At 43.3% G+C, this 20,922-nt stretch carries 12 protein-coding genes and 1 pseudogene; 3 read left to right on the top strand and 10 right to left on the bottom strand.

Annotation, left to right across the window (positions count from 1 at the left end; all coding sequences use genetic code 11):
* Positions 1–59 precede the first annotated feature (59 nt).
* Positions 60–1,331 (top strand): DUF1963 domain-containing protein, encoded by a 1,272-nt coding sequence (locus AC1DPK_RS08335; protein WP_477509976.1) that lies wholly within the window; start codon positions 60–62, stop codon positions 1,329–1,331.
* Positions 1,332–1,401: 70 nt separating this feature from the next.
* Here AC1DPK_RS08335 and AC1DPK_RS08330 read toward each other — a convergent pair whose 3' ends face one another.
* The 6 genes and pseudogenes from AC1DPK_RS08330 to AC1DPK_RS08305 all read right to left on the bottom strand — a co-directional run bounded on the left by AC1DPK_RS08330 (position 1,402) and on the right by AC1DPK_RS08305 (position 12,122).
* Positions 1,402–2,517: a glycosyltransferase WbsX family protein gene (locus AC1DPK_RS08330; protein WP_477509975.1), complete on the bottom strand. Its 1,116-nt coding sequence runs from the start codon at positions 2,515–2,517 to the stop codon at positions 1,402–1,404.
* 352 nt (positions 2,518–2,869) lie between these two features.
* Positions 2,870–8,542 (bottom strand): S-layer homology domain-containing protein, encoded by a 5,673-nt coding sequence (locus tag AC1DPK_RS08325; RefSeq protein ID WP_477509974.1) that lies wholly within the window; start codon positions 8,540–8,542, stop codon positions 2,870–2,872.
* Positions 8,543–9,216: 674 nt separating this feature from the next.
* Positions 9,217–9,723, bottom strand: a complete 507-nt coding sequence (locus tag AC1DPK_RS08320) for a sugar O-acetyltransferase (RefSeq protein ID WP_477509973.1) — start codon at positions 9,721–9,723, stop codon at positions 9,217–9,219.
* A gap of 34 nt (positions 9,724–9,757) precedes the next feature.
* Positions 9,758–9,868, bottom strand: a pseudogene (locus tag AC1DPK_RS08315) (sugar O-acetyltransferase); the annotation flags it as partial.
* 172 nt (positions 9,869–10,040) lie between these two features.
* Positions 10,041–10,670, bottom strand: a complete 630-nt coding sequence (locus tag AC1DPK_RS08310; RefSeq protein ID WP_477509972.1) for a DapH/DapD/GlmU-related protein — start codon at positions 10,668–10,670, stop codon at positions 10,041–10,043.
* Between the two features lie 66 nt (positions 10,671–10,736).
* The gene (locus tag AC1DPK_RS08305; protein WP_477509971.1) at positions 10,737–12,122 is read right to left on the bottom strand and encodes an MATE family efflux transporter; all 1,386 of its coding nucleotides are present in this window, start codon (positions 12,120–12,122) and stop codon (positions 10,737–10,739) included.
* Positions 12,123–12,248: 126 nt separating this feature from the next.
* Between AC1DPK_RS08305 and AC1DPK_RS08300 the strand changes: the two genes are divergently transcribed.
* Together AC1DPK_RS08300 and AC1DPK_RS08295 are read left to right on the top strand one after the other, a co-directional pair.
* A complete protein-coding gene (locus AC1DPK_RS08300; protein ID WP_477509970.1) occupies positions 12,249–13,154 on the top strand; it encodes a helix-turn-helix domain-containing protein in 906 nt (301 codons plus the stop codon).
* Positions 13,155–13,834: 680 nt separating this feature from the next.
* Positions 13,835–14,452: an alpha/beta hydrolase gene (locus AC1DPK_RS08295; protein WP_441885560.1), complete on the top strand. Its 618-nt coding sequence runs from the start codon at positions 13,835–13,837 to the stop codon at positions 14,450–14,452.
* Positions 14,453–14,790: 338 nt separating this feature from the next.
* Here AC1DPK_RS08295 and glmS read toward each other — a convergent pair whose 3' ends face one another.
* The 4 genes from glmS to cdaA form a co-directional block, all read right to left on the bottom strand.
* Positions 14,791–16,623, bottom strand: coding sequence for a glutamine--fructose-6-phosphate transaminase (isomerizing) (gene glmS / locus AC1DPK_RS08290; RefSeq protein ID WP_441885562.1), 1,833 nt, complete (start codon positions 16,621–16,623; stop codon positions 14,791–14,793).
* A 553-nt stretch (positions 16,624–17,176) separates the two neighbouring features.
* Complete coding sequence (glmM, locus tag AC1DPK_RS08285) at positions 17,177–18,517, bottom strand: phosphoglucosamine mutase (RefSeq protein WP_477509969.1); 1,341 nt, start codon at positions 18,515–18,517, stop codon at positions 17,177–17,179.
* 62 nt (positions 18,518–18,579) lie between these two features.
* Positions 18,580–19,983, bottom strand: a complete 1,404-nt coding sequence (locus AC1DPK_RS08280; protein WP_477509968.1) for a CdaR family protein — start codon at positions 19,981–19,983, stop codon at positions 18,580–18,582.
* Positions 19,976–20,818, bottom strand: coding sequence for a diadenylate cyclase CdaA (cdaA, locus tag AC1DPK_RS08275; protein ID WP_076271682.1), 843 nt, complete (start codon positions 20,816–20,818; stop codon positions 19,976–19,978). The genes AC1DPK_RS08280 and cdaA overlap by 8 nt, the downstream gene beginning before the upstream one ends.
* Positions 20,819–20,922: the final 104 nt, after the last annotated feature.

Below are 20,922 nucleotides of genomic sequence, written 5' to 3'. Positions count from 1 at the left end.
TTCAATGACAGGGATAATAAAGACAGAAAGCAAAATTTCATTTTTCTAGAGGTGAGCTAATGACGGAACGTCTGCCATGCCAAACAGAAGGCTGCGTAGCAACTATTTTACCAGCTACCGCAGCCAAGACAGGCGGAATATGTATGCCCTGCCAACAAAAAAAGCTTCGATTGGAAAAGGAAGACTATATTGCCCGCAATCGTAGATTCTTCGATCCTTATAAAGATGTTACCGAACCCGTTGAAATTCTTAAAATCATGCATACACCTAAAAAACATGATCCGCTAGAGGTCCTTCTCTCCTACACAAAAAGCGAACAGGAACTTTATCATAACCTCACTCCAAAGGAAGTCGCTCAAATGGAGGCGTATGCTGTACAACTTATTGAAGAGGGGGAGCTTGATCAGGCCGAAGAGATTTTGTTATCGCTCGTTTGCTTTGCTCAGGCAACCATCCATCTTGGATTGGATGCGTTAGTACAAAAAGAATGTTTTTATCCAGGGATTCTTTTCAAAGATGCTCTGCCTTCCATTAGAAACAAAATCATGGAACGGATTCATCACGATAAGGAGAATCGCAACCATCTACTGTCAGCCCTTGCTTGGATCGGAGATGAAGAGATCGTGCGTCAGTTTGATAGCTGGGCAAAATCAACTCCACACTGGGCTAGCGAACTTTATGTATCCCCTGAAAGCTATACTCATGAAGGCGGTTGGGAGCTGGATGATGAGGGAAACAAGATAACATTATTCCATTCGGTTCGCTATGCATTTAAGGCTGAAGATCAATTTACTGAAAATATAGCAGTGCTTGCGCTTAAGGACAGTAATCATACCTGCCCATGGTGCGACGGCCCAATAGAAGTACTATTTGATTGCAATCTCCTCGACCCGGTTCTGCAATTTCTGAATCTTGAAGGTGAACGTTTGCGATTGGCTGCATGTATGCGGTGCGCTGCTTATTATGGTGTGCAGTTCATGGAAATTGATTATCAGGGTCATTTGAGCTGGAGTTCCTATAATCAGCTGCCGAAGCATTTTTCTCGAGAGATTTATGAGGATACAGAGCCCGTCCATTTGCTACACATGGTAGACCAGCCTAGAGGCAGTTATGAAGCTTCGTACTGGACCCTTGAAGTACCTGCCACACAAATTGGAGGGCATCCGACTTGGATTCAGGATGCTGAATACCCGTCTTGCCCTAGTTGTGAGCAAACAATGGTATTCATTGCCCAGCTGGACATGGAGCAAGTCGGAAATAGTGAAGGTATTTACTACACCTTCCTTTGCCGTGGTTGCCAGTTGTCAGCCACAAGCTACCAGCAGACATGATTTAAAATCGGAGAAGAGACCCACTCCGAGTGGGTCTGATTATTTCAAAGAGGAGGTTTGCTCTCCGCGCTTACGATTTGACGAATGTTTTCTTAATCGCCTCTAAATACCCGTACCCGTACAAATCGTCCGGCAACAAATAACTCGTCTCCGTCCACTCATTCCAGCTGTTCACCGTGATGAGCGGAGGTTGCTCTGGATGTGTATCCGCATATTGCTTCGCTTGTTCAAACRCCTTCTGAACGTTGTCTGGCGTATTGTTCTGAACAACAAGCGGAACACGTTCCTTAAACCTCGGATTATTATCCCAGCCAACCGAGATGTGCGGATAATACGGAATGTCGTATGCTGCGTCAATGCGGGACCACTCTTGAACGACATCCACCATGATTTCGTTGTAATCACGGTCTACGTTCACGAAATGAACGTACTGATAGTGGGTCAAGCTGTCGAAGCCAAGCAGCTTCACGATCTCTTTCGCCGTTACCTTTTCCCCGCCGTCAACGCCGCTGAGATTGAAGTTCTGCTCGCCCCACAAAGTGAGCTGCAGGTGTAAGCCAGGCAAGCCTTCTTCGACGCATTTGGCTCTGAACCAAGTGAATGCATCCTTCGTTTCTTCCGCACCGCCCAAACCTCTCATCAGATTGGCAAGATCGTAAATATTAAATATTGGTTTGCCATCAATCGTGTGGTAAGACGGATGCTTAAAATATTGATTGATCACGCGATCGGCGATGATCTCGAATTCTTGGCGGTCGACCGCGCCATCCCAGATCATGGCGCCTTCCATATCATGCGACAAGCGGATATCCCACGTATTATTCACGCTATGGTTAGCCCACATCAAATAAAATTTTACTCTATCGTTGTTTCTCGCCTTCAGATAGCCGTCGTTGAGGCAATTTTCCAAAAAAGGGCGTTTGTCGTACCAGTACCAATCGTAAATGAATACATTGACGCCGTGGTCCGCCGCCGCGTAGATCTGCATCTCCATCACATAGGGGTCCGCTTCGTTGCAGTAGCCCCACAGCGGCTTGCGCGGCCAATTATGTTCGGGAAACTTCTTGACGGCGTTCTTGACAGATTGCCACTCCCCCATCCCCTCCGGCCAGAACATCCTAGTTCTTGGTTCGTCCCCTGTATAAGCCGGCCATATGTATGCCGCGACGTCATACTGTTTGCTCAAGTGCATTCCTCTTTTCAACAATTTTTTAGAATTGGAAGCCCTTACACAATACTCATTATAACCAATAGCCCACACACGAACAGGGGTAAAAAAGACATTAGATCCGGGTAAATACGACATAAGACTCCCTAACCGCCATCATATTACAACAAATAGAAGTTGCCAATTAGAAATCTCTAGTTAACTAATAGAGTCACAACATCCCTCTTTTTACAAAATATAAAAAGGAATCTCTTTCCCCTTATATCATTGAACATAAAAAAAACGGGAAACACCTAATTTATCTAATAGGTATTTTCAGGCTTCTAATCGATAAAGAGGCTGCGGAATCCGCAGCCTCTTTATGTAATGCTTAAATGAATTTAGCTTTTTGAAGCAGCCTTTGGATAATGGCGGATGTTTCAGCCCTAGTAATATTTTTCTGAGGCTGCAGCTCCCCATTATAACCGCCGATAACACCGAATTGAATCGTTAATGCCGCGGCTTGGCGAGCCCAAGCTGCTATTTTTGTATTATCTTTAAAACCATGAAGCAGATTTTGCTGCTGTACATTGACAAGCTCATTATACAAATCTGCCAGCTTCATTGCCCTCGATAAAATAACCATTGCTTCCTGTCTAGTAATCTTTTCGTTAGGCTTGAATGAACCATCGCTGTATCCATCAACCAATCCGTACGAATACGCGATTTGAGCTGCTGAGTGATACCAATCCTTTTCTGATATATCTGTAAAGCTTACAGATTTAGCAGCAGAGCTTAAACCTAATGCCCTTATCATTATAGCTGTGAATTCTGCTCGAGTTATTTCGTTATCCGGTAAAAAACGCTGCTCGTCAGAACCATTAATGATAAGTCGTGATGCCAGATCATTGATGCTTGTTTTGGCCCAATGTGTTGCAACATCGCTAAATGATTTTTGATGATAAATGAGACCGTACATGCTGTTAGTCATGCTGCTAAGGACAGCGTAATAACGTCCGTCTTCTTCTATTACCTTAGTAGGAATATGAATGAGCGATCCGTCCGAAATTAACTTTACTCCCGTCGTAATACGCTTTGGATCTAATCCTTCAGGCAATGCAATGCGTCTCTCTACAAAAGTATCAAATTGATTCAGCTCTATTTCCTTGCCCCCAAAGTATGCTTTCACTGAAAATCTCACAGGAGGAGCGATAAGTGTAATTTGTCCGTTATCCCTATCCTTATAAACAAATTCTGAGTTAGGAGCATGAATGATTTCCATCTTGAGAGTTATATCCTTCAGTGAAACATTAGATCCGAAGTGGTTAAGCCATTCATCAATATGAACTTTATCCATCGGAAAGCTATAAGACGCTTTTTCAGACATTAGTTGAATAACAGCGTTACTGCTTTCAAAGGCTGAAAGAAGCCGAGCATTTATTTCCCAATTCACGATATCAGATTGATTATGGACCGTAATCGTAATAACGGGTTTATCGCCTGCTCCCTTCAAAAGCTCTTTAAGCTGCGCTTCCTCAAAGACAACCGTCGTTACTTTTTTACCTTCTATTGTCCTGACAGTTGCCTTAACCATTTGTACTGGCTTGTTTCCTATGCTAACTGTGATATCAGAATTCGTTTCTGTATTACCACCGCCATTGCTGGAACCACTGCTTGCTTGGTATTCAATAGATGCTGCATGTGCCACACTACTATTACCTGCTGCATCTCGGTATTGAACGTATAACTGCTTAGATCCATAATCTCCATCCAAAATCCAATTTTTGGTGAGCAATACATTCTCCCAAGCTGACCAAGCCAACTTATCGGCAGAAAACCGCATTTCAGTAACACCGCTACCATCGCCATCTGAAGAAGTTAGAGATAGTTTCACTTCCTTGCTACTCGTTACAGTAGCTCCGCTATTTATGGTAATCGTTCCTGTTGGTATCGTCTGGTCAAGTTTTATTTTATCTTGAATAACGGAATGACTTACATTGCCTGCCTTGTCTTTAAACTGTACGAATACTGATTTCTCCCCGTCGCCTGCTCCAAAGCTCCATGCCTTCGTTGCAGCGGATGGCTCCCAGCTACTCCAATCCGTCCCATTGCCCGAGAAGCGCATCTCGACAACGCCACTTCCTTTACTACTGTCATCGCTAGTAAGAGTTAGAGTTGTATCCGCAACATTCGTCCATTCCGAACCAGCTTGATCAATGGTTAATGTACCGGTTGGAGCAGTAGTATCCACTAGGAAAATAATCGTAGTAGCATTACCCGCTCCATCCGTTACGACAAGTGTATAGCTACCGTCTACAGTAATCTCCGTACCACTTGTAAAAGCTGCTCCATTCAATGTTGCCGTTCCTTCATTGAAGCTAACTGTCACTTTATCCTTGTACATTCCACCATCCGCAACTCCTGTTACGATTGGTGCTACCTTATCAATTACAAAGTTCACCGTTGTTGCATTTCCTGCTGCGTCCATTACGACGAGCTTATACGTTCCATCCTGAGTAACTTCAGTCCCACTTGTAAAAGCAGTTCCATTCAATGTTGCCGTTCCTTCATTAAAACTAACTGTCACCTTATCCTTGTAGATTTCACCATCCGCAACACCTGTTACGATTGGTGCTACCTTATCAATCACAAAGTTCACCGTTGTTGCATTTCCAGCTGCATCCGTTACGATGAGCTTATACGCGCCGTCCTGAATGACTTCCGTACCACTCGTAAAAGCAGTTCCATTCAATGTTGCCGTTCCTTCATTGAAGGTAGCTGTCACTTTATCCTTGTACATTCCACCATCCGCAACTCCTGTTACAATTGGTGCTACTTTATCAATTACAAAGTTCACCGTTGTTACATTTCCAGCTGCATCCGTCACGACGAGCTTATACGTTCCATCCTGAATAACATCCGTACCACTTGTAAAAGCAGTTCCATTCAATGTTGCTGTTCCTTCATTGAAGGTAACTGTCACTTTTTCCTTGTACATTCCACCTTCGGTTACTCCAGTTACTACTGGTGCTACTTTATCAATCACAAAGTTCACCGTTGTTGCATTTCCTGCTGCATCCGTTACGATGAGCTTATACGTGCCGTCCTGAATGACTTCCGTCCCACTCGTAAAAGCAGTTCCATTCAATGTTGCCGTTCCTTCATTGAAGGTAACTGTCACTTTATCCTTGTAGATTTCACCATCCGCAACTCCTGTTACAATTGGTGCTACCTTATCAATCACAAAGTTCACCGTTGTTACATTTCCTGCTGCATCCGTTACGATGAGCTTATACGTGCCGTCTTGATTAACTTCCGTACCACTCGTAAAACCAGTTCCATTCAATGTTGCCGTTCCTTCATTGAAGCTAACTGTCACTTTATCCTTGTACATTCCACCTTCGGTTACTCCAGTTACTACTGGTGCTACTTTATCAATCACAAAGTTCACCGTTGTTACATTTCCAGCTGCATCCGTTACTACAAGTGTATAGCTACCGTCTACAGTAATCTCCGTACCACTTGTAAAAGCAGTTCCATTCAATGTTGCTGTTCCTTCATTAAAGCTAACTGTCACTTTATCCTTGTACATACCACCATCCGCAACACCTGTTACGATTGGTGCTACTGTATCAATCACAAAGTTCACCGTTGTTGCATTTCCTGCTGCATCCGTTACGATGAGCTTGTACGTGTCATCCTGAATAACTTCCGTACCACTCGTAAAAGCAGTTCCATTCAATGTTGCCGTTCCTTCATTGAAGGTAACTGTCACTTTATCCTTGTACATTCCACCATCCGCAACACCTGTTACGATTGGTGCTACTCTATCAATAATAAAGTTGACCGTTGTTACATTTCCTGCTGCATCCGTTACGACAAGTGTATAGCTACCGTCTACAGTAATCTCCGTACCACTTGTAAAAGCAGTTCCATTCAATGTTGCTGTTCCTTCATTGAAGGTAACTGTCACTTTATCCTTGTACATTTCACCATCCGCAACACCCGTTACGATTGGTGCTACCTTATCAATCACAAAGTTCACCGTTCTTACATTTCCTGCTGCATCCGTTACGACAAGTGTATAGCTACCGTCTGCAGTAACCTCCATACCACTTGTAAAAGCTGCTCCATTCAATGTTGCCGTTCCTTCATTGAAACTAACTGTCACTTTATCCTTGTACATTCCACCATCCGCAACACCTGTTACGATTGGTGCTACTCTATCAATAATAAAGTTCACCGTTGTTACATTTCCAGCTGCATCCGTTACGACAAGTGTATAACTACCATCCGCGTCAATCCGCATTCCACTAGCAAATGCTGCTCCATTCAACGTCGCCGTTCCTTCGTTAAAAAACACCGTAACCGGGGCTTTATAACTCCCACCATGTGTTACTCCACTTACAAATGGTGCAGTCTTATCTATTTCAAAGCTCACTGTTGTTACATTCCCCGCTTGATCAGTTACAACAAGCGTATAAGTACCGTCCATTGTAACCATTGTTCCACTAGTAAATGCTGCTCCATTTAATGTCGCCGTTCCTTTATTAAAGGTAACTGTCACATTCCCCTTATAGATTCCACCATTAGTTACACCTGTTACAACTGGTGCAGCCGTGTCTATTTTAAAGTTAACCGTTGTTGAATTCCCTGCCGAATCTGTTACGATCAGCGTATAATTACCATCCATAACAATCTCTGTCCCGCTATTAAAGGGGTTACCATTCAATAGCCCACTACCTTCATTAAATGTGGGGGCCATCGCCTTGTTATATGTTTTATTATTCTCTACATTTGATATAACTGGTGATATGGTATCTACAGTAATCGTGCTGCTTATAGTTCCCATACTCAAATTTCCGACCCTATCTTTATATTGAACATATATCGTTTTAGCGCCTTCTCCTGCTGGGAGTACCCACGACCTCCCATTCAAATCAGAAATATTAAACCAACTCGTTTGCCAACTACCGCTAACATTCGAGAGCCGAGCTTGCTCAACTCCCGATCCACTCCCGTCGGAATAACTTCCGCTCAAAGTCACGGTGTAGTTTTTAGTAAATGCAGCATTATTATTAATGATAAGAGATCCTGTTGGAGATGTCTGATCTAATAGTATACTCTGGGAAGATGTATTCGAAATTCCATTTTTGGAATCCTTTAATTGCATATAGATCGTCTTAGCCCCGTCACCGCCAGCTAGACTAAATGTTGCTGAATTGCTAAAAGGCAACCAAGATGCTGCCGACAAACCCGCAGCACTATTCGAAAATCTCATATGCGTAACACTATCGCCTGCGTCAGCGTCAGATCCCGTTACAGATAGATTAACAATTGACGAGCTTGTAGCTGCGCCTTCATATATCGTAAAAGAACCTGTCGGAATCGTATTTGCAGCTCCGGTCTCATAAGTAACCACTAGTTTAGGATGATACGCAGCATTTGCAGTTTCCATGGAATAAAATAAAAATCTACCGCTATCAGCATCTGACTCATTACCATTCAGAATGAAGATTATTTTACGATCAGAACTGTCCGTAAATGTATCTACAGCTGATTTTACGTTAAGAGTAATCGTTTGATCCTGAAGATATGTACCCATAGGCACTTCACTAGTATTCTTAGCTGTAAATTTATCCGCATAAGGGTTGTTCGTATCCATTCGCGGAAAGCTTACAAGGTTCAAATCATTCGCTGTAGAGCCCCTAACTTCCGTATACAAATTATGACCAGTGACTCTAAGGACAGTAGCGACAGTCAAGACCAACTCTGCTGATACAATAGTTCCTTCGGGTACACCTAGATTAAACATCATTGCCATTCTATTTCGGACATTTACGAATCCGTCATTATTACTCATACCAACATAAAGATAGCCATCCCCATCATTATCATATATGCCGTCAAATTCCTGCTGACCTCTCAACTCCATCGTATCCGCAGAGGCGGCGTAACTTTTTGTAACTGTACCCCCAGCCGCATCCGCTCTATTAGATACTAGTCCAGGTGAAATAACTGATAATAAAATAGCGATGACCAACAAAAAAGATTGTTTCCTCATCCTTCTTTCCTCCACTTCTTGTATGGAACCATAGTTAATCATTGATATGTCATGAGGTCTTTAGCTGCCTTTTTACCATGGCTTCAACATGATCCTTATAAAAAAACTCATCATTAACTACTATAATTAAAAGGGAGGTTGTCTTATAGTGACCGCTGTCATCAATTCTGTCATATGACAATATTATTTTAATGTGGTTTGAAGAATGAGGATATTTCTCGGGTTGATACGCTGTATCCATTTAAAATATAATTTACATTATTCAAGACCGTCGTCTGTTCAAAGGAACATCGTTGCACCTTTATCACCGTTCATCGCACTACCTTCCTTTGGCACTGAGTTTAGTTTCGATAGCTTCTGCCAATCCACTAGCGCTCGAAATTACAGCTGATTTTTCAAAGATAATGAAAGCAAAGAAATAAATTTAATAACATTAAAAAAGAACCGTTCTAGAACGGTTCCATTTTAATCATTAAGTAGGTTTAATATATGGCCATTGATGCTAACCCTGTATTTTTTTGTGTTGAGTTATTAATGTTAATCATATAAAAACGCCCATTGTACGTCGTACAGCCCTTTTGCACGATTACACAAAAGGGCTGAGTGTTATATATATTTGTTACGCTAATTTAATTGCATCAGCACATACCGAGAATACGTAAATTTATCGTGTGTTATGACTCTATATCAAAAATCACACGGCAATCTGCTAACACTTCCGGTTTAAATTGCATACTGTCCGCTTGTGTGATCTGGCGAATTACTCTACATGGAACACCCGCAGCAAAGGAGCCTGGTGGGATATCTTGAGTCACCACACTACCTGCTCCTATCACGCATCCGTCTCCAATGGTAACACCGCCGCATACCGTTACATTGGCTGAGAGCCACACATCGTTTCCGATCGTCACAGGCTTGGCGTAACACAGCGACTTACGATCACCATTTTGATCAAGCATTTGCCTACGTTCAGAAGCGATGAACGGATGAATAGGTGTAACAATCGTTACATTAGGCCCAAAACTGACATTGTTCCCAATGGTAATCTTTGCATCGTCCTGTACGGTAAGATTGTAGTTGCCGAAGAAGTGATTTCCGATTTCTGTGTGAACCCCGTAATGAAAGAAAATAGGACCCTGAATGAAGATGTGTTCCCCCCATCCTGCCAAGCAGCTGTTCAAGTATCTCTTTGCGTTCCACTGTCTGATCCTCAAAAGTGCGGCTATATTGACTGCTAAGGTTATGTGCACGGAGCTTTATAGCCTTTAACTCGGGAGCGCCTGGACTAAATAAAATCCCCTTAAAAATTCGTTCCTCTTCCGTCATATGTTCATCTCCAATGTATCCTACCGAAACATATGTCTCAAAGCCGTAGGATGATTGTTTTGCAAATTGCTAATAGCACACTTTTAATGTGCTCACTAACATCATCTAATATCTGACTAGTAAGGGTAAATACCACTGGTTGAAAGTATTCTTAATACTTAAAATGCTGTTTTTACCATTCTACCTGATCAAAACGCATGTTTTTGTAATAAAAAATTTCGTCTTGATCCGTAATCTCTCGGAGGACCTTGCAGGGATTACCGACTGCTATTACATTGGCTGGAATATCTTTAGTTACAACACTGCCGCCCCCAATAACGCTTCCCTTTCCGATTGAAACACCCGGTAAAATGATAGCGCCGCTGCCGATCCAAACCCCATCTTCTATAACGACCGGCAAGGCAAACATTCCGCCTCCTTTGCGCATGACTGGGTGCACCGGATGGTTGGTTACAGCGATCGTTACATTTGGGCCAAACATCACGTCATTTCCAATCGTAACCTTATAGTCATCGACAACCGTTAAATTAAAGTTGATGTACACATTATTGCCTACCGTAGTATTCGAACCGTAGGACATACGAATTGGCGGTTCCATCCATACATTTTCACCCATGCTCCCAAAAAGCTGTTTCATCAGCAATTTCCGTCCATCCAAATCATCGGGATGCAATTGATTGATTTCATAGCACAGAGCTTTGCCACGCTGGCGCGCACGAGCTAGAGCTGCAGCTTCATCTGGGTAATTAGAATCGTGATCGGTAAACAATTGACCGTTTTTCATTCGCTCTTGAATATTCATGCATTAGTCTCCTCTGGACAAAATTTATATTTTTCATATATATGAAATGGGTATAAGCCGCTTTCTTTAACTAACTTGTTCAAAGTTTCTTGTAATATTGTTCAACCATTTGTATTGACGATAACGGATATAAGTAACAGGAAGCTTAACGACCTCATCTAAGCAAATTACGATATACAGCACGATGGGAGGTACGTGGTAAACAAAAGCACACAAGTAGCTGAGTGGTAATATTATGCCCCACATCACAACCGTATCGCACCAAAATCCAAATTTAGAATCGCCGCCAGCCGTAAATATTCCCGCAATGATCGTGGCATTCATCGACTTGGCAATACAATAAAAAGCACTGATATACAGCATGCCATCCAAGTAATTTTGTGCAGCAGTGTTCAAGCTCACGACAGAGAAAACCAGTGGTTTTAGCAGCAAAATCGTGAGTCCTGCAATAACTCCAAAAATCAGAGCGTACTGGCTCATCCGTTTACCCGCATGTTTCGCTTTTTCAATTTCTCCCTGCCCTAAATATTTTCCAATTAGTACAGATCCGCCGCTGGCAATGCCTCCACATAGTACAACAGCAAGGTTCTTGACCACGGATGCCACGGAATTCGCTGCCACCATATCTGAGCTTACATGGCCGATAATTGCGGCTGTCGCAGTTAAAGCTATGCCCCAAACAATATAATTGCCTTGGACAGGCAAAGTGTATTTCCAGAAATCCTTTAACAAATGACGCTGATTGCCTTTAGACGTAGGAAGTCGGAAGCGAATCGGTCCTCTGGTAACGGAATGTACAATACAGCAGGCAAGTTCAATGAAACGAGCTAAACCCGTTGAAAGGGCAACCGAAGCAACCGCGAGCTCCGGCTTCGTCGGAAAGAGAACAAAGATGCAGATTGCATTGAACAATATGTTCAAAATTAAGCATATAGAGCTAATCGAAGCACTCAGTCGTGCATTTTCCATGCTTCTGATTACGGTGAGATACATTTGCGAAAGGCCCATTGCAATATACGAGAACGAAAGCATTTTTAAGAACCTTGAACCATACTCTATCAATTCGTTATCCTTTGTAAAAAGTCGCATTAGCGTCTCCGGAACAAAAAACGTAACAGAAAAAAATATAACAGAGATAAATAACGAGAACATGCAGGCAATACTGAGCACGCGCTGTATCGTTTCTAAATCTTTCTTGCCCCAATACTGCGCAGTAAGAATACCTGCTCCCGTAGACATTCCCATGTAAAACAAGGTCAATGCAAAGGTAGTTTGGCCTGCGAGCGATACAGCCGACATCGCAGTTTGACTAATCATGCCCACCATGACCACATCTATTGAAATGACCAAAGCTGAGATCAGATTTTGCAATGCAATGGGAATCACGAGCATCATAAGCTCCCGATTAAAATCACGGTTCATGGGAGATGTTAGTTGCATACGATTTCTCACCTTATTTTATCCCCTCTCCTTCCTGTTCAATTGAATGATATCAATATAGAACAAAATTATTGTCCAATCTATTAAAATTGACTATATTATTATAAGAATCGTATATAGATCAAAGGAGAGTTCCGTTTGACTAAAAATTTAGAAGTGTTTTCGGATTTATCGGAACGCTTGGATTATAATCTTCCTGATTTACCTCTTTATATTCGAAAAGGAAGTCTGCATCAATTTAATAATTATGCTGCTGCAGCTCATTGGCATTTAGATGTAGAKTTCATTTATGTGCTAAAAGGATCAATGGATTTTTCTGTTAACGGACATATTACTCGCATAGAGCAAGGGAATGGAATTTTCGTGAATAGCCGCCGATTACATTTTGGTTTCTCCCAAGATCATATCGATTGTTTATTCATTGTTGTTGTCATTCACCCCGCCCTTCTTGGCGAAGGTGCATCCCCGCTTCAAACCTATTGGGACGAAAAATTCAATCAACTAACGGACGACTTTATATTGCTTACAAACCAAGTTGCATGGCAACAGAGCATATTGCTGTCTCTTCAAGCGATCTATGATGAAATGCACGATAGCAATTCCCCAAATCCGCTTCGTCTCACTTCACAGGCTTTATCTTTATGTGCTTTAACCGGAGATCACCTGCAACCGAAGGTAGGGCAATCTGAAGACATACAATTGTGGACAAATGTTCAGAAGATGACCAATTTCATCCGACAACACTATGATCAAAAAATAACGCTTGAAGATATATCATCGGCGGGTACTGTTTGCAGGAGTCGCTGCTGCACATTGTTTAATAAGTATGTAGGTCAAACCCCTAACACGTATCTCACTAGATATCGAATTCAGAAAAGTTGTGAAATGCTGACAGAAACAAAACGATCCATAAGTGAAATTGCACTGGCTTGCGGTTTCCAAAGCGGTAGTTACTTCACATCTATTTTCCGAAAACAACTAGGTTTAGTTCCACAAGATTATCGAAAACAGACAAAAAGTAACAATATATCTTACGGGGATTGACCACGACAAAATACAGTTCAACTGATGGATATTGTCAGCTCGTCCGAGATAAGGATTGCCTTCATGCTTTACTCTTTTAAAAAACAAATTTCGTTCCCGCCTTCATAAATAAACCGATAAGGCCACCGAAGTGATATGCTCCCCGTCACGGAATCCTATTTTTCTTGCTAATTTCATTTATCAGTTGATATGGAGTTATTTAATAATTGAGCAGATTATAGTTGTGGGAAACCGCATAGAATATTACCCTTACCTTTTACATATTGTTATGGCTTCTAGTTCAGAGTGGTATTATTTCAAATACAGTAAAAAGTAAGCCAACGGGTAACTATTGTTGAACAAATAAGGAGATGAAACTGGTTCTATACTGGAATTTACAAAGGCAGTTGTTCAAGCACTGGACTTATTGTTAAAGCAACATGGACGGGAAGGTTACAAAGAAAAATGGATTAATTATGACTTCCCTATGGATAACTACTTGAAGCTAAAAGGTTTCACATCGAATAAGGGTTACGCTAACCGGTAACGATAGTTGAAGACTAAAAGGGCTGCCACGTGGCAGCCCTTCGTCGTTACGCTAACGGGCAGTTTTGTATACTAAATTTGTGAGCGAGTTGGGGAGGGGATTAGTGGATGGATATTGAATGTATTACCAAATAACTTGTAAAGAGGTGTTGTGGATGCAAGTTGAAAAGATTATTTTACACTCTGAGTGGGGCAGGGATATTTCTCACAAACACATAAAAAATGATAACCCCTCAGTTGCTGTGTTTTTCCCTGGGCAGAATTACTCATGTGAATTACCTCTTTTATACTATACGGGCAGATCCGCATATGATGCGGGCCATGATCTATTAATGCTTGAATATGGCTACCAATCTGCGAGAACCGCTTTCGAAGAAGCTAAAGTTGATCAGTTGATTCATGAATGCTACACCTCAATAAACCAGATAATTAATGATTATAATGATGTCGTATTTGTCAGCAAAAGTCTTGGAACGTACATAGCTGGTAAGACAGCTGAATTATTTAAAGAAAGATCGATAAGACACATGTTCTTAACACCTATAAGATCAACAATCCCGATAATTGAGAAATTTGGTGGATTAGTTGTAAGCGGCACAAAAGATCCAGTTTTTCATGAGGATGATATTGAACATATCGAAGGATTTCCAAATACAGAAGTCCTTAGAATAAAAGATGCAAATCACATATTAGAGGTAAGCGATTTGCATCAGTCTTTAAAGATATTGAAAAACTTAGTGGAGGTATCTAGTGGGTTTTTCAATCATAAATAGTGCACAAGATAGTCATTAAGCTAACGAGTAACGTTAGCTGAATAAACCGCCCTACGTAGGGCAGTTTTCTTTAAGTTGAAAATTAACATTAGGATTTAACATAACCATAGCCTTCTATAAAGACATCTACCCATTAGCAAAGACATATTTCCTTGTCTAAAGCTTTATTTTCACCGTCTAACACTAATTTTCTTACTACACACTAGTCGCGAATAACTTCATTGTATACATCACTTTTAATATAAAAAAGCCTGCATTTCGAAGAATGCAGGCTTTTTGGGGAGGAGTGTGACATTTTTATATTAAAATTTCACACATTCCACTCCAACCCTAACTCCCTACTCCACCGTAACACTCTTAGCCAAATTCCGTGGTTTATCCACGTCATGCTCAAGAGCTAACGAAGCATAATAAGAAATCAGTTGTAGCGGGATAACCGATAGCGCTGGTGACAAAATCGGAAGTGTCTTTGGAATCGCGAACAGCTCGTCGACAGATTTCGCAACTTCTTCCTCTGCCCCTTGGTTCGCTATGCCTATAACGTGAGCGCCGCGCGCTTTTACTTCTTTAATGTTGCTAAGTGTTTTCTCGTACAGCTCTTCTTGTGTAACAAGAGCAATAACCGGAATCCCTTCCTCTATGAGAGCCAAGGTACCGTGCTTGAGCTCACCAGCTGCATAAGCCTCGGAGTGAATATACGAGATCTCCTTCAGCTTCAGCGAGCCTTCTTGCGCTACGGCATAGTCAACGCCGCGGCCGATGAAGAACAAGTGTTTGTGATGCGAGAACGACTCTGCAACTTGTTTAAGCACATACGCTTGCTCAAGGATGCGCTCAACCTGAGTTGGAAGCTGATGCATAGCCTCAAGAACTTCTGCGATGTAAGAAGCTTCTTTGGTCTCAAGCGTACCTGCCATGTGTAGACCAAGCAGATAAAAAGCAATCAATTGCGAGCTGTATGCTTTTGTCGAAGCAACCGCAATTTCAAGACCTGCCCATGTAATAAGCACATGATCCGCTTCGCGGGCAACCGAGCTGCCTACTACGTTCGTGATCGCAAGCACGCGAGCGCCATTGCGCTGTGCTTCACGTAGAGCTGCAAGTGTATCAGCCGTTTCACCAGATTGACTTACAACGATAACCAGCGTATCCGGAGTAATGATCGGAGAGCGGTAACGGTACTCGGATGCCACATCTGTCTCAACCGGAATGCGAGCAAGCGACTCAATGACCGTTTTGCCGACAAGACCTGCGTGATATGCCGTTCCACATGCTACGATGTGTACTTTGCGGATCGATTTAATATATTCAGCTGTCATACCCAGCTCTTTTAAGTCGACAGATTTACCGTCTTCTGAAATGCGGCTCATCATAGTATCACGGTAAGCTTTTGGCTGTTCGTGAATTTCTTTCAGCATGAAGTGATCAAATCCAGCTTTCTCTGCCGTTACTAGATCCCAATCGACATGAAATATTTCCTTGGAAATACTTTCGCCTTCAGTCGTCATTACTTCGACAGCATCGCGTGTCAGGATTGCCATTTCGCCGTCGTTCAAAATATAAACGTTGCGCGTATGCTCCAAAATAGCCGGAATATCCGAGCCAATGAAGTTTTCGCCTTCACCTACACCGATAACAAGCGGGCTTGCATAACGAACCGCAACCAGGCGATCCGGTTCAAACTCAGTCAAAACACCAAGCGCGAACGCTCCACGCATACGTTTAACCGCACGCTGTACAGCTTCCACGATGTTGCCGTTATATTCATCAGCAATCAAATGGGAAATGACTTCCGTATCTGTCTCCGATACAAAAACATGCCCTTTTGTCACTAATTCTTCCTTAAGATTCAAGTAGTTCTCAATAATTCCGTTATGAACAACCGAAAATTTAGCCGTGTTGTCCGTATGCGGATGCGAGTTCACATCAGATGGTTTACCATGAGTAGCCCAGCGTGTATGACCAATGCCAATAGAACCTTCGAGCGGTACTTCACGCAGCAAGCCTTCAAGATTCGCGAGACGTCCTTTGGACTTTGTAATTTCGAGCCCGTTTTTCGTGAAGACAGCGATACCAGCGGAATCATAACCCCGGTACTCCAGCTTCTTCAATCCTTCGAGCAAAATGTCCTGCGAGTCGCGTTTACCAATATATCCTACAATTCCACACATAATTTAATAGGCCTCCGATAGGTTATTTTCCCGTCCTTATCGGATGCCGCCAATGCGTGGCACAGGCACTATGAAGTTGTCACAAAATAATCCGAATGATTGCGGAAAATGTAACCCCTCTGCCCATGCCCACCCTGCTGGTGGCATCTTGGACATACGGGAGTAATATTATAATCGAAGCCTGCCGCACGATTGTATGACCGGTCGCCCGGCCGTTTTACGTAACGGCTTTCGGTTGGCTTGTAATACCGGAAGGTCCCCGCCGAATGTTTCGAACACCTTCACCTCGTCAGCTTCCCGTATGAATACCCGCTTCAAGCTGATCTATCTTAGCTCTACCACCGATCATTCATCACGCAAGCTCTGGCGCTTATGTTGCTTAAATAACCTCTATCCTCGCTTTCCTTCTTGAATCACACTACCTATCATATTCATTTTCCAGCCGCTGTGCAACCTTTCACGGAAAATATACTCGTCCATTTTCCAAAATAATGCTAAAAAAGCCCGCCGGCTACAAGAACCGACAGGCCTTCGACACCATTATTCTCTATGATTAACCTAGTTCACTTTTAACGACATTTGCAATTTGATCAACGTAAGCCTCGACCTGTTCCTTCTCTGGTCCTTCCGCCATAACGCGAATCAAAGATTCCGTACCCGATGGACGAACAAGCACGCGGCCGTTGTCGCCAAGTTCCAGCTCTACACGTTTAACCGCTTCTTCTATCGCTGCATTGCCTTGGTACAAGCTCTTGTCCGCTACGCGTACGTTAACAAGCTTTTGCGGGTATTTCCGCATAAGGCCTTTAAGTTCGCTTAGCTTCTTGCCGGAGGCTGCAATTGTATCAACGAGCTGAAGCGCAGTAAGAATACCGTCGCCAGTCGTAATATGGTCAAGGAAAATAACATGGCCGGATTGCTCACCGCCTAGATTGAAGCCGCCGCGACGCATTTCTTCCATGACGTAACGATCGCCAACTGCCGTTTGCGCTGTCTTCAAGCCAATACGCTCTGCTCCCTTGAAAAAGCCGATATTGGCCATAACCGTCGTTACAATGGTATCCTCTTTCAGCTTGCCTTCACGCTTCATCGCATCGCCAATAATACAAAGAATAAAGTCGCCGTCTACTTCTTCGCCATTTTCGTCAATTGCTATCAAACGGTCAGCGTCCCCGTCAAAAGAAAGCCCAAGGTCTGCGCCATGCGCCAGTACCTGCTCACGCAAATATTCTGGATGCGTCGAACCAACGCCTGCATTAATATTCAAACCATCCGGCTCAGCGCCTACTGTTATAATGTCCGCTCCAAGCTCGCGGAAAACCGAAGGAGCCAGCTCATAAGCGGAACCATTCGCGCAGTCCAGCACGATTTTCAAACCTTTGAATTCGCCTTTAATCGTTGTTTTCAAATWATCCAAATAACGCTGCTTAGCGCCTTTATCGCTTGATACCGCTCCGATATCTCCGCCCTCAGGCCGCGGTAATTCATCTGTAAGAGCATCAATTAATTGTTCGATTTCGAGTTCGGTATCATCCGACAATTTAAAGCCGTCGCCAGCAAAAAATTTAATGCCGTTATCCTCTACAGGATTGTGTGATGCGGAAATCATAACGCCAGCGTCAGCGTTAAGCTCACGCGTAATATAGGCAACTGCCGGTGTGGATACGACGCCAAGACGCACAACGCTTGCACCAATCGACAATAGACCCGCAATCAGTGCAGATTCCAGCATTGGGCCAGAAATCCGTGTATCAAGGCCAATAACCACCTTCGGCTTTTGCGCCTTGTGTGTTAGAACATAGCCGCCGCAGCGACCGATTTTGTATGCTAGCTCAGGTGTAAGCTCACGATTGGCTACGCCGCGAACACCGTCTGTACCGAAATATTTCCCCATGTTTAAAAAGCTCCTTTGTAATATATTGCTTTCGTTGTTATATACTTATTCCGCTCTGATGATTATGGATTCGTAGTTGAACCGCCTGCTGCGTTTCCGCCACCATTGCCAGTCTCCTCACTGGTCTCTGGAGGCGGTGTCGTAGCAGGGGGAGGAGACTCCTCTGTCGGAGTGCCTCCGACCTCCTCGGAGTTGTCTCCGCCTGATCCTGATCCTGGTACGGAGTTGTCCGTTATTTCTATCGTTACCGTTAAAGTTTGCCCATCAGCCAGTACGGTCTGAATATACGCAGGCACATCGACCTGAAGCGTGACGACATGCGTGCCTACACCTAGACCTTCTACATTGGCAATAATGCTAATATCCGATGCCTTAAGCGTAGACAACACCGGATCTGCTCCGCTGACGGTTAAATCAAACTTACCGTTTGCCGGCGTCCGTATAACCGCTGACAGCCCGTTTGCGATACCTTCTATAGCTACATCTAGTCCTGTAAGTGTTCTATTCTTAACGGGAGCTACAACGACATTGAGCTCCACCTCTGCTGGATCAGTTGCCTTTATTCCATCAATCAATTCCGTCTTCACACGAATGGTTCCTGTTTGCTTCACCTTCGAGAGATCAAGCACGACCCCATCGTAAACCTGCAGCTCGTCTAACTGCTTCTGCTCGCCGTATACGGTCACCTTGTCAATTGCCGGCTTCACCGATACTAAGCTCAGTCCCTCAGGCAGAGTGCCCGTATAGCGCACCTGTAGAGGCAGTACCTTAAGCGGAGGCGTTACCTTGACCTCGACATGCAGCGTTTCTGGTGAAACAATCGCATTTGTCATTTCAATACCGTCTACATCGTATACGATTACTTTTGCTTTTTTGTTAACAACCGTTTTATCTGCACCCTCAATATTGATCTCCGTCGTAACAGCACCGATTCTGCTCATATCATCCTTAGGCAGCGTAACCTGTACACCTGTTGTCGGTGCTACAATCGTCGATGCTCCAACAATATAACCATCTGCCGGCTTGCCTTCCACAATGACTTGCGGCTCAAAAGGCTTTGTTACAATTTCTTCGATCTGAACCGTAACGGTGCGCGGCGACATCTCCACAAGCGTAATCCCTTTAGGCAGTTTTACCGTCAAAGGCAACTCCTGTATGCCGGGTTTAACGCCTTTCAAGTCAACTTGAACCTTATAATCATCTTTCGAAGAAGCATTGAACAAAACAGTTAACCTGCCCTGCACATCAAGCCGCACGACGGTAGGTTCCATCGCCGTAAGCACGTACTTATCTGTATCTAGGCCATCTGCCGTAATAACCGATGCTTCGATCGTTTTGGTATCAATATTTGATGTCGCCGTCTGCGGTGAGGTGTCCGGATCAATATGTACAATAGCCCAGAGCAGCAATCCGACTATGACGGATATTACTTTGAGAGAGGTGGGGTGACTTAGCCATTTATCCATCACTGCCTCCTTTCCGCTTCCAAAGAGACGATATGGTTACACGTTCCTTCGTACGACCTGTCGTCTTCGGAGTCAGCTCATCAAAGAGCTTCGAAATCAGCGATTCCTCGTTAATATCTCGTACGATCATGCCTCCTAGAGACAATGACACTTGCCCCGTTTCTTCCGAGACGGTTACGGACACTGCATCCGTTACTTCACTTACTCCAATAGCGGCACGATGGCGAGTTCCAAGCTCCTTGCTTATAAAAGGATTTTCCGATAGAGGCAAGTAGCAGCCCGCCGCCATAATCTGATTAGCGCGTATAATGACAGCTCCATCATGCAGCGGTGTATTCGGTGTAAAGATGTTAATCAGCAGCTCCGATGTAATTTTTGATTCCATACGGATGCCCGATTCAATCAATTCACTGAGGCCTGTGCTCCGCTCAAATACGATTAACGCCCCGATTTTTCGTTCTGCCATAAAACGGACAGCCTTAATTACGCCGTCAATTTGTTCATTGACGACATCCCGATCAAGCGAAAATGACCGCGCAAACAGCTTTCCACGACCAAGCTGCTCAAGCACGCGTCTCAGCTCAGGCTGAAAAATAATCAGCACGCTCACAATTCCGAAGGTGAACATCTGGTTCATTAACCATTTCAACGTATACAAATTGAACCATGTACTCAGCCCCCATACAGCGACGAGTACGACGATCCCTTTTAAAAGTTGAACTGCCCTTGTTCCGCGCACAAGCAAAATCATTTTATAAATAATATAACTAACTATACCAACGTCTATAATATCCTTTAAATAGTCATGCCATGTTAAATCTGAGAAATAACTCATATGCCAACCCCCAACAGCCGATCCCCTTATTATTGTCTAATTATCGGTTTTCAACTTTATTATTTTCTATATATGGGATTGGAAATCCTTTTTTTCAAAAAAAA

Source organism: Paenibacillus sp. 01T424, assembly GCF_056398745.1.
The sequence above is the reverse complement of the archived record's forward strand: the minus strand, read 5'-3'. Positions and strand labels throughout refer to the sequence as shown.